Annotated in this window: 23 protein-coding genes; 13 read left to right on the forward strand and 10 right to left on the reverse strand. The window is 42.8% G+C overall.

Annotated features, from left to right (window positions below):
- Nucleotides 1–81: 81 nt before the first annotated feature.
- Nucleotides 82–804, reverse strand: coding sequence for a hypothetical protein (locus HZC34_01035; protein MBI5700414.1), 723 nt, complete (start codon nt 802–804; stop codon nt 82–84).
- 198 nt (nt 805–1,002) lie between these two features.
- Here HZC34_01035 and HZC34_01040 point away from each other — a divergent pair, with 198 nt between their 5' ends.
- Nucleotides 1,003–1,812: a transposase gene (locus HZC34_01040; GenBank protein MBI5700415.1), complete on the forward strand. Its 810-nt coding sequence runs from the start codon at nt 1,003–1,005 to the stop codon at nt 1,810–1,812.
- Nucleotides 1,813–1,948: 136 nt separating this feature from the next.
- On the opposite strand, the gene HZC34_01045 is transcribed toward HZC34_01040, so the two are convergent.
- Together HZC34_01045 and HZC34_01050 are read right to left on the reverse strand one after the other, a co-directional pair.
- A complete protein-coding gene (locus HZC34_01045; protein ID MBI5700416.1) occupies nt 1,949–3,454 on the reverse strand; it encodes a hypothetical protein in 1,506 nt (501 codons plus the stop codon).
- Between the two features lie 64 nt (nt 3,455–3,518).
- Nucleotides 3,519–5,501, reverse strand: coding sequence for a hypothetical protein (locus HZC34_01050; GenBank protein MBI5700417.1), 1,983 nt, complete (start codon nt 5,499–5,501; stop codon nt 3,519–3,521).
- Nucleotides 5,502–5,584: 83 nt separating this feature from the next.
- Between HZC34_01050 and HZC34_01055 the strand changes: the two genes are divergently transcribed.
- From HZC34_01055 to pyrF, 7 genes are all read left to right on the forward strand, one after another.
- On the forward strand, nt 5,585–7,288 hold the full coding sequence (locus HZC34_01055; GenBank protein ID MBI5700418.1) for a hypothetical protein: 1,704 nt from the start codon (nt 5,585–5,587) through the stop codon (nt 7,286–7,288).
- A gap of 86 nt (nt 7,289–7,374) precedes the next feature.
- The gene (locus HZC34_01060; GenBank protein ID MBI5700419.1) at nt 7,375–8,187 is read left to right on the forward strand and encodes a hypothetical protein; all 813 of its coding nucleotides are present in this window, start codon (nt 7,375–7,377) and stop codon (nt 8,185–8,187) included.
- A gap of 100 nt (nt 8,188–8,287) precedes the next feature.
- Nucleotides 8,288–10,228, forward strand: a complete 1,941-nt coding sequence (locus HZC34_01065; GenBank protein ID MBI5700420.1) for a hypothetical protein — start codon at nt 8,288–8,290, stop codon at nt 10,226–10,228.
- Nucleotides 10,212–11,141, forward strand: coding sequence for a glycosyltransferase family 2 protein (locus HZC34_01070; GenBank protein MBI5700421.1), 930 nt, complete (start codon nt 10,212–10,214; stop codon nt 11,139–11,141). Before HZC34_01065 ends, HZC34_01070 begins: the two co-directional genes overlap by 17 nt.
- Nucleotides 11,141–13,624: a DUF2079 domain-containing protein gene (locus HZC34_01075; GenBank protein MBI5700422.1), complete on the forward strand. Its 2,484-nt coding sequence runs from the start codon at nt 11,141–11,143 to the stop codon at nt 13,622–13,624. Before HZC34_01070 ends, HZC34_01075 begins: the two co-directional genes overlap by 1 nt.
- A 23-nt stretch (nt 13,625–13,647) precedes the next feature.
- The gene (locus tag HZC34_01080) at nt 13,648–15,006 is read left to right on the forward strand and encodes a S1 RNA-binding domain-containing protein (protein ID MBI5700423.1); all 1,359 of its coding nucleotides are present in this window, start codon (nt 13,648–13,650) and stop codon (nt 15,004–15,006) included.
- Between the two features lie 8 nt (nt 15,007–15,014).
- Nucleotides 15,015–15,788, forward strand: coding sequence for an orotidine-5'-phosphate decarboxylase (gene pyrF / locus HZC34_01085; protein ID MBI5700424.1), 774 nt, complete (start codon nt 15,015–15,017; stop codon nt 15,786–15,788).
- Between the two features lies 1 nt (nt 15,789).
- On the opposite strand, the gene queF is transcribed toward pyrF, so the two are convergent.
- Genes queF through trpB form a run of 4 tightly spaced genes read right to left on the reverse strand, consistent with a single transcriptional unit; the run spans nt 15,790 to nt 18,622 of the window.
- The gene (gene queF, locus HZC34_01090) at nt 15,790–16,179 is read right to left on the reverse strand and encodes an NADPH-dependent 7-cyano-7-deazaguanine reductase QueF (GenBank protein MBI5700425.1); all 390 of its coding nucleotides are present in this window, start codon (nt 16,177–16,179) and stop codon (nt 15,790–15,792) included.
- A gap of 14 nt (nt 16,180–16,193) precedes the next feature.
- Nucleotides 16,194–16,730 (reverse strand): HDIG domain-containing protein, encoded by a 537-nt coding sequence (locus HZC34_01095; protein ID MBI5700426.1) that lies wholly within the window; start codon nt 16,728–16,730, stop codon nt 16,194–16,196.
- Nucleotides 16,720–17,490, reverse strand: a complete 771-nt coding sequence (locus HZC34_01100) for a tryptophan synthase subunit alpha (GenBank protein ID MBI5700427.1) — start codon at nt 17,488–17,490, stop codon at nt 16,720–16,722. Before HZC34_01100 ends, HZC34_01095 begins: the two co-directional genes overlap by 11 nt.
- Nucleotides 17,465–18,622 (reverse strand): tryptophan synthase subunit beta, encoded by a 1,158-nt coding sequence (trpB, locus tag HZC34_01105; GenBank protein ID MBI5700428.1) that lies wholly within the window; start codon nt 18,620–18,622, stop codon nt 17,465–17,467. Before trpB ends, HZC34_01100 begins: the two co-directional genes overlap by 26 nt.
- A gap of 68 nt (nt 18,623–18,690) precedes the next feature.
- Between trpB and HZC34_01110 the strand changes: the two genes are divergently transcribed.
- The 5 genes from HZC34_01110 (at nt 18,691) to HZC34_01130 (ending at nt 22,578) form a co-directional block, all read left to right on the forward strand.
- On the forward strand, nt 18,691–19,062 hold the full coding sequence (locus tag HZC34_01110; protein ID MBI5700429.1) for an S-adenosylmethionine decarboxylase: 372 nt from the start codon (nt 18,691–18,693) through the stop codon (nt 19,060–19,062).
- Nucleotides 19,040–19,861 carry an agmatinase gene (speB, locus tag HZC34_01115; protein MBI5700430.1) on the forward strand — a complete coding sequence of 274 codons (822 nt, stop codon included), beginning with the start codon at nt 19,040–19,042 and terminating at the stop codon, nt 19,859–19,861. Before HZC34_01110 ends, speB begins: the two co-directional genes overlap by 23 nt.
- A 1-nt stretch (nt 19,862) precedes the next feature.
- A complete protein-coding gene (locus HZC34_01120; GenBank protein MBI5700431.1) occupies nt 19,863–20,567 on the forward strand; it encodes an rRNA pseudouridine synthase in 705 nt (234 codons plus the stop codon).
- A 100-nt stretch (nt 20,568–20,667) separates the two neighbouring features.
- Nucleotides 20,668–21,204 carry a L,D-transpeptidase gene (locus tag HZC34_01125; protein MBI5700432.1) on the forward strand — a complete coding sequence of 179 codons (537 nt, stop codon included), beginning with the start codon at nt 20,668–20,670 and terminating at the stop codon, nt 21,202–21,204.
- Nucleotides 21,205–21,309: 105 nt separating this feature from the next.
- A complete protein-coding gene (locus tag HZC34_01130) occupies nt 21,310–22,578 on the forward strand; it encodes an ATP-binding protein (GenBank protein ID MBI5700433.1) in 1,269 nt (422 codons plus the stop codon).
- A gap of 20 nt (nt 22,579–22,598) precedes the next feature.
- Here HZC34_01130 and HZC34_01135 read toward each other — a convergent pair whose 3' ends face one another.
- The 3 genes from HZC34_01135 to rsmH are packed head-to-tail and all read right to left on the reverse strand — an operon-like array spanning nt 22,599 to nt 25,153.
- Nucleotides 22,599–24,026, reverse strand: coding sequence for a glutamate--tRNA ligase (locus tag HZC34_01135; GenBank protein ID MBI5700434.1), 1,428 nt, complete (start codon nt 24,024–24,026; stop codon nt 22,599–22,601).
- Nucleotides 24,027–24,287 (reverse strand): hypothetical protein, encoded by a 261-nt coding sequence (locus HZC34_01140; GenBank protein ID MBI5700435.1) that lies wholly within the window; start codon nt 24,285–24,287, stop codon nt 24,027–24,029. It lies immediately after the preceding gene.
- On the reverse strand, nt 24,284–25,153 hold the full coding sequence (gene rsmH, locus HZC34_01145; protein ID MBI5700436.1) for a 16S rRNA (cytosine(1402)-N(4))-methyltransferase RsmH: 870 nt from the start codon (nt 25,151–25,153) through the stop codon (nt 24,284–24,286). Before rsmH ends, HZC34_01140 begins: the two co-directional genes overlap by 4 nt.
- Nucleotides 25,154–25,173 lie beyond the last annotated feature (20 nt).

The following is a 25,173-nucleotide window of genomic DNA, read 5'->3' on the forward strand; positions in this document are numbered from 1 at the left end:
GCTCTACAAAAAAAGGAACGAGGGCAACTCGCTCTTCATAAGTTTCCATGTTTCCTTAAGAAAAACTATGCCCTCGCTCGCTTAGAAATATATATTCTGACCTACTAACACTGAAACACTCTTTGATGAGTGTACAGGTGCAGTCGTGCCTGATTTCACAATTGAGTAACCAAGCTCTGCGTAAGTCTTTCCGCCTAAGCCGATATCGCCCTGCGCGCCAGCGTATACTTGGCCGCCGACAGTCCCTGCTTTGGAACCTGAACGTGTAACTACATAATTTAAACCTCCACCAATGAAGGTTTCAATCCCTCCCATCATATCGGCAGGTAAATTGATTACGCCGTCGAATACGACTGGAACTGCTCTCCAGGATTTGCTTGCTGAGTCGTTTCCTGTGACATAACCTGCTCCAAGTTTCCATTCGATCGCTTTATCTGACAAGCCGATCATTGGTCCTAGGCCGATCACATCCGAGAGAACTATGTTGCCTGTAACCCCCATCATACCTCCAACCAATCCAACTTCTGCTGCTGTCTTCAATCCTAGTCCCAACAATCCTGCTGGAGCCGCGGATACAGGAGCAACTTTAACTGGAGCTGGTGGCGGCGGCGGCGTTACAACTGTTGGCGCAGGAGGTGGAGGGGTAACTACTGGAGCTACCGGTGCAACCTTCTTTACCGCCTTCTTTACGACTTTTTTAACAGCCGCTTTCTTCATGCCTTTTTTAGCCGGAGCCGAAAAAGCTGGAGCAGCAGTTGTGGCCACAAATGCTAACACTACTAATAATGCAAATACTCTTTTCATTTAAATATCACCTCTCTTTGCCTAGAGTTAGGCAGATATAATCATACGTTACCCCATATTTTTGTCAAGGGGTATTTTCAATGCCCAAAACCCGATATAGGAATCAAGTAAAAAGGGGCTGTCTCCTCTGATATAATTGCAATTATTCACGATTGCGATTGCACCCAATGGGTGATAACCAAAAGGAGGCACAGCCCGATGATAAATATACAAGAAAAACTGCTCGATTTCCCAAAATCCAATCGCGGGCTAAAACCGGCTGAATATGTCATGCCTTTGGCTCTGATGTTTTGCGGCGGTGGTCGAACGATGGAAGACATCCGGGAAATCGAAATAGACAGGGGATTGCGCAAAATTTGCGGGCTGACAAAAGTCCCTGGTTCGGACGCGATCGGCCAATGGATTAGAAAAACTGAAAATCTCGCGGGGTTGAAATCTATCAACGAACGGTTGGTGAAAGAGATTATTGCGCGCAGTGGGAAAAACAATTTCACTCTGGATACGGACGCGACTTTGATCGAAACTGAAAAAGAGTGCGCGGAAATGCACTACGAAGGATTTACAGCTTTTTCCGTTTTGTTGAGTTTTCTGGCTGATCTCGGCCTGTGCGTTTGCAGTGATTATCGCAATGGCGCTGTCCATGCCGGGGTCGGGACAAAAGACCAAATTGAGCGCGCCGATGACCTGCTGAAATCTCTGGGGAAAAAGCTCAAATACTCTAGAAGCGATTCGGCCGGATACAGCGCGGACGTTTTCAACTCCTGTTCTGACAGGGGCATTATCTTTACTATCACTGCCGACCAGGACGCAGCGGTTAAGCGGCTATTTCTGGAGGGAAATTGGGCGGTGAAAACCATAGCCACCCTGCGCTGGCAGTTGATCTTCATCGCCGGCAAAGTAATTGAGCACGGCCGGCAATTATTCCTGAAAGTCGAAGACGCCTATTTTCTTCTGCTAAAAACTATTCGAGACAAGATTCGTTCGTCACTGGCGCCGGCCCCCGTCTGAAATTTTCTTCTAGTTGAAACCGCGACTTCAGTCGCAGGTTCCATTCCTATATCGGGTTTTGGGATTGTTTGGTAGAATATGCTTAATGCATGTTCGTCCCGCTTATCGGGAAATACGGTTGGCCTAGATAAAGAGCTTACATTCCTGACGGAGCCATTGTAACCCCTGATGGCAACACAAGCCCAGAACCAAGGTTTACTCCACTTGGGATCACCATGCCAGAACCAAGGTTTACTCCGCTTGGGATCACTAAGCCAGAGCCAAGGTTTACTCCGCTTGGGATCACTAAGCCAGAGCCAAGGTTTACTCCGCTTGGAATCGCTAAGCCAGAACCAAGGTTTACTCCGCTTGGAATCGCTAAGCCAGAGCCAAGGTTTACTCCGCTTGGAATCGCTAAGCCAGAGCCAAGGTTTACTCCGCTTGGAATCGACAAGCCAGATCCAAGAATTACTCCGCTTGGCATTGATAGACCAGGATTTAGGACTACTCCGCTTGGGATAGACAAGCCAGGTCCAAGAACTACTCCACTTGGCATTGATAGACCAGAATTTAGGACTACTCCGCTTGGGATAAGAAAGCCTGATCCAAAGAATATCCCGCTTGGCATAACGATGCCAGAGGGTATGCCACAACCGCTTCCAAAAAAAGCGCCCGAAGGCATTCCACTGTTATATGCAGAAGGAATCGTAAAACCGGACATAAAACTTATGCCTGAAGGAAGCGTAAACCCGCTTGGAAGGAAGCTTGCTCCCAATGGTGAATAGCTGAACACTGCCCCAACCGGGATTGGAAACCCCGTAGGAATGACAAATCCGCTGTATCCAACAGGCATCGTCATCCCTGTCGGGAATGTTGCGCCAGAAATCGCTAAAGTTGTTACGTTAGATTGAAACGATGCCAGGTCAGAAGCCCATGAGCCCAATGACGACGCGGATCCGAACTCCGTAGCAGTTTTCCCGCTTATTTGCTCATACTGGAGTTTTTGAATATCAGCTAATGTCAGGCCCGATGAGCTGTAGGCTAAAGTCGGGATATTCCCCGAAGTGATAGTTCCGATAATTGATTTAGCCTCCAAAAACATCTTTTCCATCAAAGCCAAAATACTGGCCTTTTGCGCGGCGTCAAGGGTTGAGGCCTTTGAAAACAAGTCGCCGGCTTTTGTCGCCAATTCTTCTTTTAGCTTGGCGGTGGCCATGGTTGTCCCTGCATTGATGTTTGCCTCTTCGGAATTCGAAGACAAGGTTTTTACCAAGATAGTTGTACCGCCTGTAGTCTTGCTTGCAACAAAAAGAATCTTTCCTGATGCCGGAAGATTTGTCTTGTCGATTGTAAAAGCGCCGCTTGCATTTGAAGCAACTGTCGGCGTTCCTGTGATTTGCAATTCGGTAACAGGATCGCATGCAATAATTGAAGCCCCGCTTACGGCAGTATCTGAAACCCCGTCATCCGCGGTAGCCGATGCTTTGACACCCTTGATCCCAAGGCTTGAGATAGAGGAACTTGGCACCAATATTGAACCTGAAACGGTGCTTGAAGCAAGCGTAGTTGTTGTTGTTGAAGAAGTGCTTGAAACATTTCCGCAGCTATAAACAAAGAAAGCCAACAAAACCAAAACTGCCGCCAACAAAATATTTTTATTCATAATAGACTCCTTCTTTTGCCAAGGTCTGGCACTACCGAATAGTGTATCTCATTGTTTACAAATGTCAATATGTTTTTTTGCCGGGACCAAGTTCTTTAATAATCCAAAAAATCCCAATGATCGAGAACACAATACCCAAGTAATCAATAAATGTCTTTTCATATGACAATCTTATTTCGCCCTTGCCATAGATCAGCATCAGAGAGGGCGCAACTTGATATATTTTTATCTGCCGCCCATTTTTATAAGCTTTCCATCTTGGGAAATATGAAATTTTTATCAGAACAGGGATCTCTTTATCCGACAAGATATTAAATCTCAACCGGGCGGGAGAAATGCTGTTCTCGATAATTTGAATTGAATCGTTCTTGCCCGCAAGGTTTGGGGGAAGGGTTTTGGCCTTTACTAGGATCTTTGGGTCGATCCCTTCGGCCCAGGCCTTGACCGAATTGCCCCAATTTTCTTCGGTAAATAATGGCTTCTCCATTATCTTCTCTACGAGCTCGCTTGAGCCCGTGCTGTATAAATAGAAATCGGGCTTATCGCTCCGTACTGCGACCCTTTTTACCAATTGAGCGTTATTTATGGAATATTCGCTCAACAAGAAATTAATATTGAACAAATTGAACAATTTGTTGATATTTTGAAGTCGCCAAAACAACTCCAATTTCTTTGACGGATCGTTCGGGAAAGAAAAAAGGCCCAGCATTTTTGCCTGCAGAGCCTCAAGATAAGGAACATTCCCAAGATCGCCAAAAAGCCCCTTTAGCGTAAAATTGCCGGTTTTTAGCGATATTAAATGCGACATCGCCCTTGGCGTAAGAGGGTATGAGCCTTCCAAGAGCATGAGCCTTCCATTGAGTTTCTCGAGGCCGAATTTTTCAAGGAACGGGACCTGGGCTTTTTGATAAGAAAATAGGTGGTTATAATTTATCTCGATCCTTGGATTATTATTAAGCAGAATTGAAAATTGCCAAACCATTAAGACCGCGAACGCCGCAACAAACCCGATCTTGATGTTTACATCCTTTATACTATTGAACAAAAGCTTTACAGGAAGCATCATGCCAAAGATCATAAAAAATAGAACAAAACGGTATGCGTGCATCGGAAGGCCTACCTGCCCGAAATCTATGAAAAGGAGTACGCCAAAAGATGCAAGAAGCATAAAATAAGACTTATCAAACCTTGTATCGGCATCCAATATGCTTGCGGCACCGCCGAGGACCATCAATAAGAACATGGGTATCGTCAAAAAGAAACCCATTGATAAAATAGTACTGCTATTTATCGACAAACCGGAATACGCGATAAGCGGAACAAAGAAAAAACTCGAAAGCAGGAACGTAATCGCGGAATGCTTCAACGCGAACGCTATGACTTTCTTGCTAAGGTTATTAGCGGTTAATAGTAGGCCGGCCAGGATTGCGGCAAAAGTTACCACAAAATGGGTCAATACTATTGAAGCGGCAAGCAGGGAAAGCATGGCGAAATCAATTTTAGAAATTCTTTCAATTTCTCCTTTCCCCAATTTTTCAATTTGCTCTTTAAGTTTGCCGAAATAAACCAGAAAGATCGGAAGGCCCAGCGCGTTTGTCCCAAGACCAACTATGAATTGGGAAAAAAGCGTCCCGCCGCATGCAAGCGAAAGGCCGCAAACCGGGATCATGGCCAAGAATGTAATTACCGCGGATTCATCAGGATCAAACTTAAATTTTCGTGCAAGGTAAAATAAACAGAAAGGCAAAATTGCTATTGAAGCAACTGTTGCAAATTTAAACGCAAGATCAAGCCCCAAAGGGAAACTAAATAATGCAATTATATAATGGTATATGGGGGCATAATATGTATCCTGGGGGTATCCGCAGAAAAAGAACGGGTTCCATCCGAAAGGATCGGGGAATGAGTATGTCCTTAAAAACCAAGCGGCAAAATAATGCCCTATCGCATCCCAAAACAAGAACTGATCGTATTTTATATAAGGAATTAAGACATATGAAAATAAATACGCTTCAATTGCAATAAAAACAACCGCGGCAAAAATCATGGCGTGATTATACCATAAATTATGTATTGACAAATATATTTTGGAGCATATAATGCTGTATAATATTAAATCGGGAGGGAATCATGAAAAAAATGAATAGAGTGATGTGTGGCGAATTGCGCGTGATTGGATTATATTTGGTCATTGGGATTTGGTCATTGGGATTTGCCGCGTTAGTGGCAGGTTGCGGCCAGACCACATCATCGGCCACAACAACAACAATCGCTGCAACTACTACTACAACTACTACTACAACTACTACAACGACATCAAGCACGACCACAACTACAATGGGACTCGAAACAGTTATTGCAGGAACAGCGGCAACAAGTACAACCAGCCTTTCCGTGTCAAACATAAGAAGTTCGGCTGCATCCCTAACGGGCGCAGCCGTGAAAATATATACCGGATCATCCGGAACTGACGAGATCGCTTTAGCCGGTACCGGCACTTGCGCCGCCGATGGGAGCTATTCGGTCAATGTCCCCGTGACCTCTCTTGCAAGCACTACGGCAACTTCCGGCCTTGCGGCAAATCTTATGGTTGAAATATCATTATCCGATGGGACAACGCTTGGAGCCGTCATTCCTGCAATAAGCCCAGAAGCCGGAGTTACAAACTATGCCCCTGCCTGCAACCCGGGCGGATATAAAAAATCATTAATAACCCGAACTGCTTTCAAAAAGGGCAGCGATCCAAAGAGTTTCGATTATACTGGAGGCGTTGGTAATAAATATTCTGATGACGCGGTAAAAGACTGGGATTCGACAAAAACTGCCGCAGCCGGAGATGCTTCGTACAACGCCGAAACCGCGGAATCAAGCATTGGTGCAGGGCTAGGGATCAGTTCTACCATCCTTTCACAATTAAGACAGAAAGGCATCCAATTGTTCAAGACCTATTTAGAGCCGATCATGCAGTCGGCTCATGCGACAAAAACACCTCCGAACAAGGCGCTCATAGACCTCGCGTCTTCTTCCATGGAGGCTGAAATGCTCACATATGCTACTTCACTTGGTCTAACAGCACAGCAATTGTCAGATCTTAAAGCCATGAAAGACAAGCAATTTGAAAATAAAATGAGCGAATCGGGGTCATTTACTGGCGACGCAGGGTTTGAGGAATCAAAACGCCGAATGAAAGGAGCAAAGATCGTCTCGCTATTTCTTTCACAGCATGCCGCCGCTAAAACCCTTGCAGATGTTTCTACGGCGACAAAATCAAGCTTTGCGATCGCGCAACCTGTAATATATTTGCAATTTCTTGCCACAAAAGAAACAATAGTCAACAGACTCAATGCATATGTTACAGACGGCAGCGGCATAAGCGGCGATATCGGGTCTTATCTTCGTACCGCGTTTTTTGACGCTTACCTTTTTCCCTCTGCGACCGACCAGTCGGGAGTTTCAAAAGAAGTGATCATGTTGACTTTCAAAGGCAACAGGATAATGATGTATTTCATGCAGACATTCTTTTCGACAGCCGATGCCGGGACTGTTTTCACCGCCATGGGGTCAACAATGCAGGTTGTATTTTCAAACAGGTTCTCAAATGCTTCATCCGCGTATTACATGGGCGAGCAATTCTGGAACGGAACAACGCTTGGGCATAGGCCGACCGCAGCGGAGATCCAAGCAAGGCTTGCTTTATTTGATACCGCTTTAACAGATGCAGTCGATAATAATGTTACGGTAAAAACGATATTTACCAATATTTTTAGCGCAACCACTACGACAAGCCTGTTAAAAGCATTAAGGATCATAAGCGCGCCGCCGGACGCATTTTAGTTTAATTATTTTAATTATAGGGCCCTGAAGAAATATCAGGGCCCTTATTGTTTGTGAAACCGCAATATATATAGTATAATTTTTTTATGCCAAAGAAATATTTCCCCGTGATGCTTCTATTGATGTTTTTTCTACAATCATTTTCTTTTGCCTCTTATATCAGCTTGAACACGACAACAACGGTATCCTTTGAGAACAACATGCTTTTAGTCAATGTTCGATCACAAAACAAAGGGGACGAATCCGCCCATAATGTCCAGGCGGAATTTTTTTTTATGGGCAAGAGAACTATATCCGAAAAAAAACAGGAATTAAAGGTCAATGAAAAGATAGTTTATGATGCGCCAATAAGAACAGGAGTTTTAAGCCCCGGCCAATATCCTGTGATACTGATATTGCATTATACCGATGCCAACCAATACCCCTTTTCGGCACTGTCGGCCCAAACAGTAAATATCAATTCCCCTTCGGTCATAAGCGATGTATTCGGGAAATCCCACAGCGCAAGCTTTTGGAAAGAAGGTGAATTCAAGGTCGACCTAAAGAACATGTCTGACATCCCAATAAAAGCCAAGACAACGCTTTTTGCTCCGCGGGAGCTGGATACCCAAAACAATCCGCAAGAGACAATAATTAACGGCAAAGCAGAGGTCTCCTTATCATATAAAGTCAGGAATTTTTCGGCGCTTTCGGGAAGCTCCTACCAAGTAGTTGCAATATCGGAATACGACAGCAATGATGCGCATAAAACGGCAATAACTCCGGGGACGGTCATTATTTCCGAAACAAGAACAATTGCGGGGATCGGGACCAATACTCTTATGCTTGTGCTGATTTCATTGGCAATAATATTCTTGTCCCTGCAATGGCTTCCATTTTTCAAAAGTGAAAAGAAATAACTTAATAGACCTCATAATATTGGCATTTTCTTTAATATTCATCTTCTCATATTTGGATCTCCGATATATATTTTCATTAACCACAACAACCGGCGGGGATATGGGCTCCCATTACCCAACTGCGGTCTACTTGAAAGAAGTTTTATTCCCTCATGGAAAAATAATGGGCTGGATGCAGGGGAATTATTCCGGCTTCCCTCTTTTTTACCATTATTTCCCTCTCCCATTTATATCTATTGCGCTATTAAGCTATGTGATCCCTATGCAAATATCATTTAAACTTATAACAATTCTTGGGACTTTATTATTGCCGATCTGTACATATTTTACGCTTAGGCTCATGAAATACCCCTTCCCTATCCCCTCGATCGGAGCCGTCTTTTCGATAATATTTTTATTCAACGAATCAAACTCCATGTGGGGAGGAAATATCCCAAGCACGCTGGCAGGCGAATTCTCATATAGTTTAAGCCTAGCGCTCATGGTCCTATTTATTGGCTCGATCTACTATGGGATAAATAACAACAAAAACATCATCATCAATGCTCTGCTTATTTTTCTGCTGGGATTCAGCCATGGGTTCACATTGATATTTTCATTTGTCATCTCATCGTTTTTTATCTTCACAAAGAAAATGTTCTTAAATAATTTTAAATATTTATTCAAGATATATTCTTTGGGCGGCCTCTTGCTATCCTTTTGGTTCCTACCGTTTATTAGCACGCTTCCGTTCGTGACCGAATATGTCGATAGGTGGCGCATAAATTCGATCCTAGAAGTGCTTCCAATAATAATGATGCCCCTTGTCATCTTAGGCGTAATTTCGCTCTTTATGAATATTTTCGACAGAAGGACCTGGTATTTCGCCTATTTGGTCGCGGCATGTTTTTTGCTTTATCAAATAAGCCCGTCGATCGGCCTGCTTGATATTAGGTTTGTGCCATTTATCCAATTGTTCTTATTGGCTTTTGCGGCAACTTTTCCACTCATATTTCTTGGCCAGGTCAGGTCAAAAGAAATGCTTCCGATGATTGTTTTTCTTATCGTAATACTTTGGACAGCCGCCAACACCGCATATATTAAGAACTGGGTGAAATGGAACTATGAGGGATTTGAACAGAAGGCGTCGTGGCAATTATTTTCAAATATCAATGCGCACTTATCACAAACATATGCCGGCCGTGTAGTTTATGAACACTCCCCCCTCAACAATTCGTTTGGGACGGAGCGGGCATTTGAAAACCTACCCTATTTTGCCAAAAGAAACACTCTTGAAGGCCTTTATATGCAGTCATCAATAAGCTCTCCATTTGTTTTTTATATTCAATCCGAGATATCCAAAGTCTGCTCTACCCCTTTCCCGCAATACAAATACAGCAATTTAAATCTGCCTGCGGCAATGGAACATCTTGCCCTATATAATGTAACGCAATATATTGCAAGAAGCCCCGAAGCAAAACTTCAAGCCAGATCAACCCCGGGATTAAAGCTCGAAAAGACATTCGATGATTATGAAATATACAGGCTGGCAAATAGCGATGGCCATTACGTTGTTCCTCTAAAAAATGAACCCATCCTTCTTGAGACGTCAAATTGGAAAAAAGATTTTTTTGAATGGTTCATAGATGCGAATAATTTGAACATTCCCCTGGTCTATTTAAAGTATCCGTCAATGAAAGACAAAGACAGATTCAAATACAAAGCAGTCGACCTGTCAAGGCTTATAACAAATCCGATCAAGTCCCCTAAGCCGATCATCAAGGAAGAACTTAAGGCCGAGGAGATCGATTTTACGACAAATCTCACAGGATATCCTCATATGATCAAAGTTTCATATCATCCCAACTGGAAAGTCGAGGGGGCCGACAAGATATATCTTGTATCCCCTTCTTTTATGCTGGTTTATCCGAATAAAGACCATGTCAGATTATATTTTGGAAAAACGGCATTCAATTACGTTGGCGAGGCCCTAAGCCTTATTGGGTTATCAATCATTCTTTTTTCTGTTATAATTAGCTTTATAAATGCAAGAAAATCCTAAAATATCGGTTATCGTCCCCATATATAACGAAGAAGAAAGCATTGTCGAATTTTATAACAGGCTTAAATTAGCCCTAAAGGATATTGCACACGAAATTATCATGGTCGACGACGGGTCGACAGACGCTTCGCTTGAACTGATCAAAGAACTTAATAATAAGGATCCCATGGTTAGAGCGATCAGCTTCTCAAAGAATTTTGGACATATGGCCGCCCTATCGGCCGGCCTTGATTTTGCTAAGGGCGATGCGGTGATCACAATCGATGCCGACCTCCAACACCCGCCCGAATTGATACCGGAACTTATAAAAAAATGGCAGAGCGGAACAGAGATCGTAAACACAATAAGAATAGAGACAAAAGGCGCAGGCTGCCTCAAAAACATCACGGCGAACATTTTTTACTGGGTCATGAAAAAGACCGCAAAGATCAACCTGCCGGCAAACGCGGCCGATTATCGATTGATCGACAGGAAAGCCGTCGAAGCCCTAAAAACCATCAAAGAGCGGTCGCGTTTCCTGCGCGGGCTTGTAGGATGGATTGGATTTAAGCAGGAATCAATAGAATATAAGGCGGACCGAAGGTTTGCGGGCAAAACAAAATACAGCATTGGGCGCATGTTCGCTTTTGCAGTGGACGGGATTACTTCATTTTCAACTTTTCCATTAAAATTATCGATGTATTTTGGGCTAGCGATCGCGTTTTTAAGCTTTATATATATCCTTTACGCGATCTATATTAAACTTTTTACGGACCAAGCGATCGCAGGTTGGACGTCAGTGCTTGTGGCTGTATTATTCATCGGCGGGATACAGCTTATCTTCCTTGGGATTTTAGGGGAATATTTGAGTAGGGTTTATGATGAAACAAAGCAGAGGCCTCTTTATATCGTAAGCGGGAAAGTCGGGTTTTGATGGAAAAAGAAGGCCCTACCGTTAAAAGCACTCTGGATAATTACAAAAGATTTTTCAGCTGCGCAGGGAACCTGTTCAAAAATATCGATCTCAACGATGTTCCCTTCTATTTATTATTGTTTTCAATAGCCTATTATATAGCCGCATTCTCCTTGTTCTCGATCTTCACCCATGAGAACTTTTCTTTTGGCGCCCACGATGCTGGCGTCTATGACCAGGGCATCTGGCTATTAAGCCGATTCATGTCACCCTATTGTACGCTTGGCGGGACACTGCTTTTTGGCATCCATGTATCAGGTTATTGTATCTTTCTTGCGCCTCTTTTTTGGCTATGGCCTAGCATCCATATTCTTTATGTCGCCCAAACCGTGCTGCTGGCTGTTTCGGCAATTCCGTTGTTCAAATATGCCAAAACAAAACTTAAGAATCCATTTCTTGCGCTTGTCGTCGGTTTATCGTTTTTACTGTATCCAGCCCTACAGAATATGAATTTAGAAAACTTTCATCCAGAAGTCTTGGTCGTATTCTTTTTAACTTTGGCGATATATTTCATGTTAACCGAGAATTTCAAATATTTCTTTATTTTCGCGGTTCTATCAATGTTTGGCAAGGAAGAAATGGGACTAGTCGTTGCCTTCATGGGCCTCTACCTATTGCTCTTTAAAAAAGGCAGGGCAAAAGAGGGCTTTATCGCTTTAGGCGCAGGGATAGCATGGTTCTTATTGTGTTTCAGGGTTATTATGCCACTTTCAAACCATGTTGGCTTATTTTCGACTTCAAAACCGCTCGTCTATTCCCATTGGTTCGGGGGATATGCAAATAATTTATTCAATTTTTCTTATTATTGGAGCAGTTTTTTTAATCCCCAAATAGCGGGATACTTGGGAAATTTATTTGGGCCAATTTTATATATTCCTCTGTTTAGTTCGCAAATCCTCATAATGGCATTGCCTGAATTTGCATTAAACGTGTTGAGCAACAGCGGATATTTCACTTCGATCAATTATCATTATAATTATGTGATAACGGTAGTATTTTTCTTTGCTTTGATCGAGAGCCTCTCGCTAATAACTGCATTCAAATTCAAATCCGCAAAGACTAGGGCTTGGGCAATGATATTCATCGGGGCAATGTTTTTCCTCAACAGTTACATTCAAAGCAACAAATTGAGCGGATTTCCCGTAAATAAACATTTTGCGATTATAGCCGACAGGCTTAACGGCTCGCGATCTGTCGGAGCGCTCGATAGATTTGACGGGTTAAAATTGATCCCCAAGGATAGCCCCGTTTCCGCATCATACTCCCTATTTTCACATCTAAGCCACAGGAAAGAAATATATATTTTCCCGAATCCATTCATGGAAGCATTTTGGGATAAGGATCCACGCCCAAATGTCGAGCATGCAGACTATATCGCTTTGGCTTTAGGCAATCATTCCGAAGAAGAAAAACAAGTGATAGGATTCCTCGCTAAAAGCAATTATTACAAACAAATATATAATGAAGGAGACGTGATCATATTAAAAAGAGACAGAGGCTATAAAAAGAGCTCGTATTTAGGCGCAAATTATATCCTAAACTCAAAAACAAAAGGCATCATTCCAACTCTTTTCTTTCCCGATTCTGGACTTGAGCTAAAAGACCTCCTGGGAGAATTGATCCCGACATATAACGGGATCAGCCTAGAAATATTCGGATATCTGTTCATACCCGAGACAAATGAATATCAGATCAATCTTTCAAGCGACGCGCCATCCCAAATTGAAATAGATAATAAATTCATAAGAAATACCGCTCATCTAAGCCAGGGATTCCATAAATATGCGATCAAATACATGAACAACGGGACAAGAAGATACAACTTAAAATTATTGTTAATTCCGAAAAATGGCAGTCCTTATATCATATCCGATAAAGACCTATTCTTGGAAAATGATCCGGTCCGGTTTGGAAAACATATCCAAGAATACAATGAACTCAAGAGAGAAGCGAAAGAATTTTCAGCCCAACAGCCTAATCTTATAAAAAACGGCGATTTTGAGGACATTATAGGGAACCAGGCCAAAGACTGGCAAACAGAAGGTTGGCAAGACGAAAAAACAATACGTTTATTTGAAGCTGATCGGTCGACAAATGTTTCTGGCAAGTATTCCTTAAAAATCACCCACAAAGGCTTGGCCGATTCCCGATTATTCCAGGGAATTAATGTTAAGCCTAGTGCTTATTATAAGCTTTCCGGCTGGATCAAAACAAAAAGCATTCAAAATAAGGGGGCCGGCGCTTATCTAATGCTGGAAGGGACATCTCTTAGAACGCAGCCAATCACAGGAGACAATGACTGGAAATACGTTGAAACAACGGGAAAAACAAGCAGGAACCAAAAAATATTAAGTATAATTTGCCGCATCGGCGACTACGGCGCCCCTAATGAAGGCACAGCCTATTTTGACGACGTTGCTTTTAGGGAATTGCCGAAGGAGTGATATTATGCTAAAATACATGAATTATGGCAGAAGAACTTGGAGCAACTTCATTTAATTCGGGCAAAGGCGCCTCGGGCGAATATGATGTCGATGCACTGATAGCCGGAGCCCTAAAAGAACTTGAAGAAAAGAAGCCGGTACAAAAAAGATCAGAAGAACCCGCCCTAAAAGCGACTCCAATGAAGCCATCGCGCCTTGACGCAAAAAAACCAGTCCCATCGCAGGATGAGTACGAGGGGACATTTAAGGATTTTAAAGTCGGGGCTATTGTCACTGGCGTTGTTTCAACCATGAACCAATCAGGCGTTCTAGTTGACATAGGCTACAAATCTGACGGATTCGTGCCAAACGAAGAGATCACAATCCCGCTCAAGGTCGGGGACTCTGTTCGCGTCATGATCGAAAATCTTGAAAACAAAGAAGGATATGTGGTCCTATCGAAAAAGAGCGCAGATTTCGAGATTACATGGGAAGAAGTAAACGAAGCCTTTAGGGACAAATCGGTCCTCCAGGCAAAAGTAACTGGCGCGGTTAAAGGCGGGCTTGTTGTCGATTTCCAGGGGATCAGGGGCTTCATCCCGGCCTCGCAAGTTCTAAAAGAGCCTTCTGAATCGCTCGAAAGTTTTGTCGGCAAGATGATCCCAGCAAAGATCATTGAATTAAACCGCAGACAAAGCAAAGTCATCCTGTCCCATAAGTTCGGCGTAAGCGAAAGCAAGCGCAGTGAGGCCCATAAGATTTTTGACGAGCTTGAAGCCGGGCAGGTCCGTCGCGGAATTGTCAAAAGCATCAAGAGCTTCGGGGCTTTTGTCGACCTAGGCGGGGTCGAAGGGCTTATCCACCTGACCGAACTTTCATGGAAGAGGGTAAAACACCCAAGCGACGTATTAAAAGTCGGGCAAGAGCTTGATGTTTTTGTGCTTGGGATCGACCGCGCGCACAACAGGATATCGCTCGGTTTAAAAGAGCTCCAGTCAGACCCCTGGGCGACTGTACTTGAAAAATACAAGGCGGGACAGGTAGTAAAAGTGAAGGTCCTGCGTTTGGCAAAATTCGGCGCTTTTGTCGAGCTCGAGGAAGGCCTCGAAGGGCTGATACATATTTCAGAGCTTTCAAAAGACAAGATCGATTCGCCCGATAAAGCGGTTAAGCCCGGGGACGTAGTCGAGGCGCACATATTGCGCATTATCCCGGACGAGCAAAAGATTGGATTATCCATCAAAGAAGTTCAATTATCGAAAGAAAAAGAACTGGCAGAAGAACAGAAGAAAGAAGAAAGCAAGATCACTATCGGCGAGGTGCTTGCGCAAAAAGAAAAAACAAAAGCAGAACGCGACCTGGAATTCGCGCCGGAAATTACAGAACAAGACCCCGAAGAATAAGGCCTAAAATGAAGTTTGTACAACAGCTGGACCTGACTTCACAAAAAAACAAAGGCCAATTATGTATCGGCCTCGATATCGACCTTTCAAAGATAGATAAGGATATTTTAGCGCAGGAAGACCCCATATTTGAATTCAACAAAAAAGTGATCGACGCAACCCATGACCTTGTTTGCGCATACAAGCCCAACATCGCATTTTATGAGGCTTATGGCATATATGGCATGGAAGCGCTGATGAGTACGATCGATTATATTCAAGAAAAAGAGATCCCAGTTATATTGGACGCAAAACGCGGGGACGTTGGCCACACGGCCGCGGCGTACGCGAAAGCCGTATTCGAAGTCTATAAGGCTGATGCTGTCACGGTTAATCCGTACATGGGCCACGATTCTATCGAGCCATTTTTAAATTACCACAACAAAGGCATCTTTGTCCTTTGCTTAACGAGCAATATCGGCGTATCTGACTTCCAAAAAGTCGGCGATCGCGAACCGCTATATATTTCCGTCGCAAAACATGTTAAAGAATGGAATCATTACGGCAATTGCGGATTGGTCGTTGGGGCCACAAAACCCGACGAATTGAAAGAAATTAAAAAGATCGTCGGAGATATGCCGATTCTCATTCCCGGTGTCGGCGCACAGGGTGGGAGTTTGGAACAATCCGTAAAATTTGGTGGAAGAAGAGCAATTATCAATGTTTCAAGAAATGTGATTTTTAGTGACAATCCTAGATCTGCGGCAGAAGAATTCAGAAGCAAGATCAACGCGGCTTACTAAACTATTTTCTAGGAAATCTCGCTATAACCGTAGTGCTCAATCCTCCGCGTGCCGTAAATTCGCCCAATACTTCTGCCCATTCGGGATTGCAAGCGGACACAACATCATCTAGTATCCTATTTACGACATTCTCATTAAATATCCCAAGATTTCGATAGCCAAGAAGATACATTTTAAAAGATTTGAGCTCGATACATGATTTTTTGGGCATGTAATGGATAATAATTTTACCAAAATCCGGAAGCCCTGTTTTTGGGCAAATAGAAGTAAATTCCGGCATATTGATCTCGATCTCGTATTTCTTGAAGTGGTTGGGAAATGTTTGGATAGGCGGCAGTTTCACCTGCAATCCGCTTAATGAATGTTCTTTTGTATATTTTTCGTGTTTCATTTGAAATTTGTCATTTAATACGTGCTATCCGCTCGATCAAGAAGGTCCATATAAACATCGCCTTTTATTTTACGCGTATCATGGTCTGCGACTTCTCTTATTATATCCTGATTTTCGCCAATTCTTTCGAGCATCTTAGCCCCTATCATGCCGTGATGCTTGTGGACATAATATTTCCTAAAAGATCTGCTCGCATTTTCCGGTTCGCCCTTCTGTGCCAAGAAATTATAAAGCGGCGGTATCGCCCGATGCAAAACCACAAGAATAGTTTTGTCGAAAATTGAAAGCCTGACCGCGGCCTTTCCAATATCATGAAGCAGCCCAAGCCTTATAAGCTTTCTCTGGTCGACGCTTTTCATTCCTTTGGCAAACCCCGCCATCTTTTCGGCGACAACGACTGCGTGTTTTTGTTCGAATGGCGGGAGGCTAAAGAACAAAGCAGATTCTTTGATATCAAGATATTGCCTAGCAAACGCCGTATCGCGATCGTGCATGCGCGCTGACATTGAAAAAAGGAACTGCTGTATCCTATAAATTATCCTAGATAGCATTTAATGCCTTTCTCATTTTAGAAACCAATAGTTTGGCGCCTTTGTAATTCTTTTGGCCGATCAAATTAACGATAGCCGACCCTACTATCACGCCGTCCGCAATTTGCGCCGCTTCTTTCGCCTGAATAGGATTCCCTATCCCAAAACCGATCGCAATTGGCTTGTCGGTATATTTTCTAATATTAGAAACGATATCTTTCAGATCGTGAGAAACGCTTGCCCTTTTTCCGGTCACACCTGCGACTGAAACCAAGTAAATAAATCCGGAAGAAGCGTCAGCGATCTCTTTGATGCGTTCTTCTTTCGTCGTCGGAGCAATGAGCCTAATCCTATCAATCCCTGCTCCTCCTCGCCTCTCCCTCTTAATCCCTGCTACTCCCTGATCCTCATCCGGCACAATCACGCCATCAACTCCGAACTTCCCACAATCTGAATAGAATTTGTCCGCCCCATATCTTTCAATAATGTTCTCGCTCAACATGAAAACTAAAGGGATCCGCGTTTTTTTACGAAGCTTTTTTACTAGATCGAAAACATCGGATATCGAAGTATTACTTTTTAAGGCCCTTAGGTGCGATGCTTGAATGACAGGCCCATCAGCCAGTGGATCCGAAAATGGAATGCCAAGTTCGATGATATCCGCACCGGCTAATTCAAGATCATACACAAGCTTTTCGGTAACTTCTAAATTTGGGTCCCCTGCCGTAATAAAAGGGATAAGAGCTTTACGAAGCTTAAATGCTTCCGATATTTTCGACATCTTTATCTCCTCTTCCGGATAAGCAAACAATAATTGATCTTGATCTATCAAGTTTCGGAGCTAATTTCCGCAAATATGCGATCGCATGGGACGATTCAAGAGCCGGGATGATCCCTTCAGTCCTAGATAGCGTCTTAAAGCCCCAAAGAGCATCTTTGTCATTCTCTGTCACATATTCAACACGACCGATATCTTTTAAATAACTATGCTCTGGGCCAACAGCCGAGTAATCTAGCCCTGCCGAAATTGAATGAGTATCAAATATCTGGCCTGACTTGGATTGAAGGACATATGTGCGAGCGCCATGCAATACGCCAATGGTTCCCTTGCAGAGTGAAGCGGCGCCTTCGGCTTCAACGCCTATTATCTTAACTTCAGGGTCGTTTAGAAATGGGAAAAATAGGCCGATGGAATTTGATCCGCCGCCTGTACATGCAACCAAGTAATCAGGCTCTTTCTTTTCCATTTCGAAATGCTGCCCTTTGGCTTCTTTCCCAATGACGGATTGAAAATCTCGCACGATCGTAGGATATGGATGCGGCCCGACAGCTGATCCTAAGCAGTAAAATGTATTCAGTGATTGTGCCATCCAATCTCTCAATGCTTCGTTGATCGCATCTTTTAAGGTTTTGCTGCCGGAAGAAACCGAAATAACTTTTGCGCCGAGAAGTTTCATGCGAAATACATTTAATGCTTGGCGCCTAATATCTTCTTCGCCCATATAAACGACGCATTCCATTTTAAAAAGCGCGGCTCCTGTCGCCGTCGCAACTCCATGCTGGCCAGCGCCTGTTTCGGCGATTATCCGCTTCTTCCCCATCCGTTTTGCCAAAAGCAGCTGGCCGATCACATTATTTAGTTTATGAGAGCCTGTATGGCAAAGATCTTCCCTTTTTAGGTAAATTTCCCCGCCGCCGAGCTCTTCGGTCAATCGCTTTGCAAAATATAGAGGAGTTGGCCGCCCCACGAAATGCTCAAGATAATATTCAAGATCGTTCTTGAATTCATCTTGGTCCTTATATTTTTCGTAAGCGAAAGTTAATTCGTCCAAAGCCGCGACCAGGGTTTCGGGAACAAAGCGTCCGCCGAATTTTCCAAAATAGCCTTTTTTGTCCGGAAGGTTGGTATACATAGCTTTTACTGATTTTAACAGAAATATTACAGCTTGACAAATCACCCGTTACAATTAGAATTAATTTGATGGTAACCGGAAAGATCGACCAAAATCTCGGCCTGCATATGATAATAGATTGCTACGACTGCGATGAAGCAAAATTATCAGATCCGGCTATGATAACCGAATCGCTTGATGTGTTTTCCGAAAAGATCGGGAATAAAAAGCTTATGCCGCCTTATGTCTTTAAGTTCAATGGGAACAACCCGCAGGAACATGGCATCACAGGGATCGTGCTCTTGGTCGATTCACATATAACCATCCATACTTTCCCGGGAAAAAAACACGCATTTGTCGATATATTCTCTTCGAGGGATTTTGACACCGACCATGCCGTCTCCTTTATGACCACGCTGTTTTCCGCAAAGGCCCACGATGAAAAAATTCTTAGAAATTGACAAGGGATCTTCGGAATATAACAATTCAAAATTTGTAATAATTCCCTGCCCTCATGAGAAAACGACATCTTACGGAAAAGGTACCAAGAACGGACCGAACGCAATCCTTACAGCATCCCAAAATGTCGAAAACTTCGATGAGGAACTGGAATTTGACCCATCTAAAAAGTCAGGTATCCATACTATAAAATATACATCTATCGCAAATCTGGGGGAAAAAATTTCCGCGCTTATTTCCGATAACAAAATTCCAATAATTCTCGGCGGAGAACATTCTTTAACCTCATTTGCCGTTAAAGCTGCCAAAGAAAAATATAAAGACTTATCAGTCCTACAATTTGATGCCCATGCTGATCTGCGAGACTCGTACAAAGGCAGCAAATTAAGCCACGCAAGCGCCATGAGGCGCGTTATAGAGTTGTGTCCTCTTGTCCAGGCTGGAATTAGGAACATATCGGAAGAAGAGTGGCTTTTCGCAAAAAAAGAAAACCAAATTGCAAATATCCATCTCGCACAGCATTTGGATGTCGTGAAAAAAATAATCTCTCAGCTATCTAAAAACGTATATATTACTTTCGATGTCGACGTGCTTGACCCGTCCATCATGCCATCAACGGGAACGCCGGAGCCCGGCGGCCTATTTTGGTACGAGATCTTGGATATTCTAAAAGAAGTCTGCACACAAAAGAATATTGTTGGAGCCGATTTTGTGGAACTCATGCCGATCAAAGGGATGCCCGCTCCCGATTTCACCGTTGCGAAGTTGATATATAAGCTAATAGGATATTTATCAAAATAACATGGAACGCCTTCAAAAATTCTTAGCCAATTCGGGCATTGCATCACGCCGCTCATGTGAAGAACTCATAGTCAAGGGCAAAGTCAAAGTTAACGGAAAAGTTGTTACAGAACTTGGGACAAAGATCGATCCGGAAAAAGATGCTGTTGAATACCACGGAAAAAGGATCGAGAAACCCAATAAAAAGTTATATATCAAACTCAACAAGCCCGCAGGATATATAACATCCTGCAGAAGTTTTGAAGGCGCAACGATATTCGACCTGCTCAAAGGAATAAAAAAAAGAGTTTATCCGATTGGACGGCTCGATAAGGATTCAAGCGGTCTTCTTCTACTAACAAACGATGGGGATCTGGCTTTAGAGCTATCCCATCCACGCTATGAACATGAAAAAGAATATGAGGTTGAAGCAGAATTCACATTATCGGACGGACAGATACAAACAATGCGTAATGGGATCAATTTGGTTGAAGGCAGAACGCTTCCCGCCGATATTAAAAAAACCGGAAGAAATACTTTCAAAATAATCATCCGCGAAGGCAAGAATAGACAAATTAGAAGAATGCTTAGGGCTGTGAATAATGTAGTCTCAAAGCTTAAAAGGGTTCGTATCGACAAAATAACACTCGAAAAACTCAAAGAAGGCGAATGGAAACGCCTTGATAAAGAAGAACTAACTTCTCTCGGCCTCAATTTATTGCTCTAAGCGTGAAATCTACGTCGATTTAATCCGATAAATATTTATGGAAAACAGAAACTCATTCTCAACGAACCAGCGAATAAATTTGCGGTTCCTCGTATTCCTTATGATAGCATCTAGCATTTTTGGTGGTATTTTCGGATATTTTTACAATATCGAGACCCCAAGCTATGAGAGCGTACGCCTATTGTACCTAAAACAAAAAGTTCTTGAATTCGCCGGAAAATATAATGACAAGGATGTTATTGTCGTCAGCAAAAAGGACCATTTGCTCTATTATTGTAAAAATGGAGACATTGTCACAAATGACAACTGGAATGGCTTTAAGATCACATTCCCGGTCAAAGTTTCATTAGCGAGCAAATATTATAAAACACCTGAAGGTGAAATGTTCATTGATGACAAGAACCCAAATAGCAGATATATCCTATTTTTGCACTTTAGTTATCCGGGGGCGTACGGGATCCACAGCGCGCAAACAAGATTAAGATCCTATCTTGAAGCGAACGAAAAAAAAGATCCCGATTTTGAGTTTGTCACAAAAAAGGACGATACAAGAGGCTGCGTTGCGGTGGAAAACAGGGTCATAAAGTATCTCTACGCAAAAGTTGAGCCGAAAACCCCAGTTCTAATTATGCCTTAATCTAACTTGCGCTCCGCCCCCAAAGTTGTTGACTTTCTGATTTTTGCACAGTATACTATATATAATGTGCAGAAAAGGCACTTTTTGAACAATATAAGATAAAAAATGATAAAAAACGCAATTTTAAAGCAAAAACAAGAAAAAGAAAGGCTTTTATCTCTTTCATACATCGAAAGAACTAAAATGAATGAAGCCCGGAAGTGGCTCGATTCCGATCTTATAAAAGTCGTATTGGGCCCGCGCCGTGCCGGAAAATCCGTGTTTTCATTAATGCTTTTAAAAAGCCATCCTTTCTCCTATTTTAATTTCGATGATGAGGCTGTTTCGGGAAACAATTTCAACTATGATGAGCTGCTGCAGGAGCTGTATGCCGCTTACGGAAAAACAAAATATCTCCTGTTTGACGAAATACAAAACCTTCCCAAATGGGAATTATTTGTCAGCCGCTTGCATCGGGAAGGTTACAACATGGTATTAACCGGCTCAAATGCAAACCTGTTAAGCAAAGAGTTGTCTTCTGCCCTCACAGGCAGGCATATTCCTATAGAGATACTTCCTTTCGACCTTAAAGAATACCTGCACGCCAAGCAATTTGAAGTTCCGCAAGACAATAAATTCCTCCCGGAAAAAAAAGGCCTCTTCTTGAATTTATTGGGACAATATCTTTTAAGCGGAGGCTATCCTGAAATAGCCGTTAAAGATCTTGATCCAAAAGAATATTTATCGGTTCTTTTTGATTCATTGCTTTTCAAAGATGTGGTCAAAAGGCATAAAGTCAGGTTTTCAGATCAAATAGATGCCCTGGGTTCGTATTTGATAAGTAATGTAGGTAACCAATATAGCCTCCGAAAATTAACCGCCGCATTAGGCTTTAAAAGTGGTGTTACATTGGAAAAATATGTAAGCTACCTGATCGAAGCTTATTTAATATTCTTATTGCATCGCTATTCATACAAAGCCGGGGAAAGGCTAAAGTCGCCAAAAAAAACTTATACGGTAGATAATGGATTTATAAGCGCAAAAGCGATCCAGCATTCTCCGGACAATGGAAAATTATTTGAGAACATGCTGTTTATTGAACTGGTAAGAAAAGGATTTGAGCCCAATCGAGAGCTGTTCTATTATAAGACTAGAAATGGCCGCGAAATTGATTTTGTATTAAAAAAAGGGGATGAGGTAATAGAGTTGATCCAGGTTGCATATGAATTGAATAGTTCGAGTACCAGAGAGCGGGAAATAAAGGCGCTACTCGAAGCGGGCCAAGAACTAAAGGCTGAAAAGCTAACAATCATAACCTGGGATGAGAAAAAAGAAATAACAAAAGGCGGCCAAAAAATAAGTTTTCTCCCTTTATGGGAAAAGCTGTTGTTTTGACAATAATTCCAGCATCTTACTTATAGTTTAACTGCCCTGGTCAATCTCGCTATTACTTTTTCTTTGCCTAATACCTCAACAACATCGTAGATCCCCGGCGATTCTACCCTTCCGGTCAGTGCCGCGCGGGCAGGATGAATAACAATACCAAGTTGAACATTTAGATCTTTTGCCAATTGTTTGAAGGCAATTTCTATTTCCGGCTTTGTAAACGGTTCGATTTTTTCAAGAACAGCTTTCAATTTACCCAACACCTCGCAGGCATTTTCGGCTTTAAGATATTCAAGCGCTTTAATTTCAAAATCCCAATTCTCGGTGAAAAAGTATCCGGTCAAAGGGACAATTTCGGGTATTATTTTTATCCTATCGAGGAATATTGTTACAACTTTTGTCATATATGCTAGATCTTTAACGCCAAAAGCATCAATAAGCAGAGGTTCGCACAGGTCGACAATCCGTTCAGGCAAAGCTGTCCGAATATAATGTCCATTCAGCCAATTTAATTTCTCCATATTGAACACTGCCGAGCTCTTGGTCACATGGTCCAGGTCGAATTTTTCGATCAATTGATCTCTTGTGAATACTTCTTCGTCTTTATACCCCCACCCTAGCTTTGCAAGATAATTAATAACCGCTTCCGGAAGATATCCCATATCCCTGTAGGCGATGACGGATGTCGCGCCATGGCGTTTTGAGAGCCTTGTCTTATCTTCTCCCAAGATCATCGATATGTGGGCGAATTTGGGCGGCTCAAAACTAAAAGCCTGGTATAAAAGCATTTGCCGCGGGGTATTTGAAAGATGGTCGTCTCCGCGGATGACATGCGTTATTTCCATAAGATGATCGTCGATAACCGCGGCGAAATTGTAAGTTGGAAACCCGTCGGATTTTAGTATTACGAAATCATCGAGGACATCATTATCAAATGAGATCTTTCCGCGAACAAGATCGTGAACCTCCGTCTTCTCCCCCTGCGGCATCCGGAATCTCACAACACACGGCTTATTTTCCGATAAGTTTTTGGCAACATCAACGTCGGTTAGTTTTCGGCAATTATTATCGTATTTTGGAGCCTCTTTCCTAGCTTCGGTCTCTTCTCTTTTTTTGGCTAGCTCATCGGCAGTACAAAAACAATAATAGGCTTTCTTTTCGGAGATAAGTTTATTGATATACTCTTTATATATTTCCAGCCTTTCGGTTTGAAGATACGGCCCAAAATCGCCGTCGGCTTTTGGCCCCTCGTCCCAATCAAGCCCAAGCCACTCAAGCCCATCATATATCGCTTTAACGGCCTCGCCTGTTGATCTTGTTTGGTCTGTATCTTCTATTCGAAGGATGAATTTCCCTTTATTATGCCGAGCAAAAAGCCAGTTAAAAAGGGCGGTTCGTGCGCCGCCCACATGCAGATGGCCTGTCGGGCTTGGGGCAAACCTTACGCGAACCATCATTTATTTCGCCTCCGTCGATAAAATAATATAATTCACGCGCTCGGGATAAGCCATGCCGATCTTTGACGCCAATTGTTCGATCTTGGGCAGGGCTTCTTTTTGCGCCAATATGTACGACAAATCCCTAAAGTCGCTTTTCATTTCCTTATATTTTAATTTCAAATTGGTCACCTCGTATTTCAGCGCGACGCTTTGCGTAAAAATATAGAGGTGCAGCAATACAAAAGAAAGTAAAATGCCGCCCATATAAAAATAGATCATGTTTTTTCTGCGCATCGTAATTTTGCACTTCTCGCCCTGGGATTTGCCAATATTTCTTCTTCGCTCGGCAATATCGGCTTCTTAGTGATTATCTTAAGTATACCATTTTTGTGGAGATCCCGGAAAAACCATTTAACGATCCTGTCTTCGAGTGAATGGTATGAAATAACGACGATCCTGCCGCCAGGATTAAGCTTTTCGACAGCAGCAGAAAACCCCTTCTTCAAACTTTCAAGCTCATGGTTGACTTCTATTCTTAGTGCTTGGAATATTCGAGTGACGGATTCCCGCTTCTTCCAGGTAGGGATAGCTTTTTCGATGATATCTTTTAGCTGAAAAGTGGTTTTAATCGGGTTCGCGTCACGCGTCTGCCATATCGCATTGCTTACCCTCTTAGAAAACCTCTCTTCCCCATATTCAAAAAAAATACGCGTAAGTTCTTCTTTCGAGTACCCGTTCACGACGCTGTAAGCCGTAAGCTGTGAGCCTTTATCCATGCGCATATCGAGAGGCGCGTCAGATCTGATGCTAAATCCCCGAGATTCCTCGTTTATCTGATGGGAAGATATGCCTAGATCGAATAAAAAGCCGTCAACGGGCTTATTGATAAGTTTTCCAATATCAGAGAAATTTCCGTGAACATATTCAATGTCGCTATGTTCCTTTGTTTCTAAGTTTCTGTGTGCCTCTGCTAAAGCCTCGTTATCTTGATCTATTCCGATCAATTTGACATTTGACATTTGACATTTGACATTCTCGGCGTGCCCTCCCCCGCCGAGGGTGCAATCGACGTAAGTCCCGCCTTTTTTTAAATTGAGGGATTCTATTGTCACTATTGGCATTACGGGGTTGTGAAAATTTGACATACCTCTATTATATCGTTTTT

It is taken from the genome of Candidatus Saganbacteria bacterium (assembly GCA_016223245.1).
GTDB lineage: Bacteria > Margulisbacteria > WOR-1 > XYC2-FULL-46-14 > XYC2-FULL-37-10 > JACRPL01.

What these genes read in the sequence shown, in the direction of transcription:
- HZC34_01100 (MBI5700427.1), bottom strand. Translation starts at nt 17,490, where the DNA reads ATGTCGAAAATATCGGAAGCATTTAAGCTTCGTAAAGCTCTTATCCCT.
- HZC34_01050 (MBI5700417.1), bottom strand. Translation starts at nt 5,501, where the DNA reads ATGATTTTTGCCGCGGTTGTTTTTATTGCAATTGAAGCGTATTTATTT.
- HZC34_01035 (MBI5700414.1), bottom strand. Translation starts at nt 804, where the DNA reads ATGAAAAGAGTATTTGCATTATTAGTAGTGTTAGCATTTGTGGCCACA.
- HZC34_01070 (MBI5700421.1), top strand. Translation starts at nt 10,212, where the DNA reads ATGCAAGAAAATCCTAAAATATCGGTTATCGTCCCCATATATAACGAA.
- rsmH (MBI5700436.1), bottom strand. Translation starts at nt 25,153, where the DNA reads ATGTCAAATTTTCACAACCCCGTAATGCCAATAGTGACAATAGAATCC.
- HZC34_01125 (MBI5700432.1), top strand. Translation starts at nt 20,668, where the DNA reads ATGATAGCATCTAGCATTTTTGGTGGTATTTTCGGATATTTTTACAAT.
- HZC34_01095 (MBI5700426.1), bottom strand. Translation starts at nt 16,730, where the DNA reads ATGCTATCTAGGATAATTTATAGGATACAGCAGTTCCTTTTTTCAATG.
- HZC34_01060 (MBI5700419.1), top strand. Translation starts at nt 7,375, where the DNA reads ATGCCAAAGAAATATTTCCCCGTGATGCTTCTATTGATGTTTTTTCTA.
- HZC34_01120 (MBI5700431.1), top strand. Translation starts at nt 19,863, where the DNA reads ATGGAACGCCTTCAAAAATTCTTAGCCAATTCGGGCATTGCATCACGC.
- HZC34_01110 (MBI5700429.1), top strand. Translation starts at nt 18,691, where the DNA reads ATGGTAACCGGAAAGATCGACCAAAATCTCGGCCTGCATATGATAATA.
- HZC34_01065 (MBI5700420.1), top strand. Translation starts at nt 8,288, where the DNA reads ATGGGCTCCCATTACCCAACTGCGGTCTACTTGAAAGAAGTTTTATTC.
- speB (MBI5700430.1), top strand. Translation starts at nt 19,040, where the DNA reads ATGAAAAAATTCTTAGAAATTGACAAGGGATCTTCGGAATATAACAAT.
- HZC34_01130 (MBI5700433.1), top strand. Translation starts at nt 21,310, where the DNA reads ATGATAAAAAACGCAATTTTAAAGCAAAAACAAGAAAAAGAAAGGCTT.
- trpB (MBI5700428.1), bottom strand. Translation starts at nt 18,622, where the DNA reads ATGTATACCAACCTTCCGGACAAAAAAGGCTATTTTGGAAAATTCGGC.
- HZC34_01080 (MBI5700423.1), top strand. Translation starts at nt 13,648, where the DNA reads ATGGCAGAAGAACTTGGAGCAACTTCATTTAATTCGGGCAAAGGCGCC.
- HZC34_01135 (MBI5700434.1), bottom strand. Translation starts at nt 24,026, where the DNA reads ATGATGGTTCGCGTAAGGTTTGCCCCAAGCCCGACAGGCCATCTGCAT.
- HZC34_01140 (MBI5700435.1), bottom strand. Translation starts at nt 24,287, where the DNA reads ATGATCTATTTTTATATGGGCGGCATTTTACTTTCTTTTGTATTGCTG.
- HZC34_01045 (MBI5700416.1), bottom strand. Translation starts at nt 3,454, where the DNA reads ATGAATAAAAATATTTTGTTGGCGGCAGTTTTGGTTTTGTTGGCTTTC.
- HZC34_01055 (MBI5700418.1), top strand. Translation starts at nt 5,585, where the DNA reads ATGAAAAAAATGAATAGAGTGATGTGTGGCGAATTGCGCGTGATTGGA.
- pyrF (MBI5700424.1), top strand. Translation starts at nt 15,015, where the DNA reads ATGAAGTTTGTACAACAGCTGGACCTGACTTCACAAAAAAACAAAGGC.
- queF (MBI5700425.1), bottom strand. Translation starts at nt 16,179, where the DNA reads ATGAAACACGAAAAATATACAAAAGAACATTCATTAAGCGGATTGCAG.
- HZC34_01075 (MBI5700422.1), top strand. Translation starts at nt 11,141, where the DNA reads ATGGAAAAAGAAGGCCCTACCGTTAAAAGCACTCTGGATAATTACAAA.
- HZC34_01040 (MBI5700415.1), top strand. Translation starts at nt 1,003, where the DNA reads ATGATAAATATACAAGAAAAACTGCTCGATTTCCCAAAATCCAATCGC.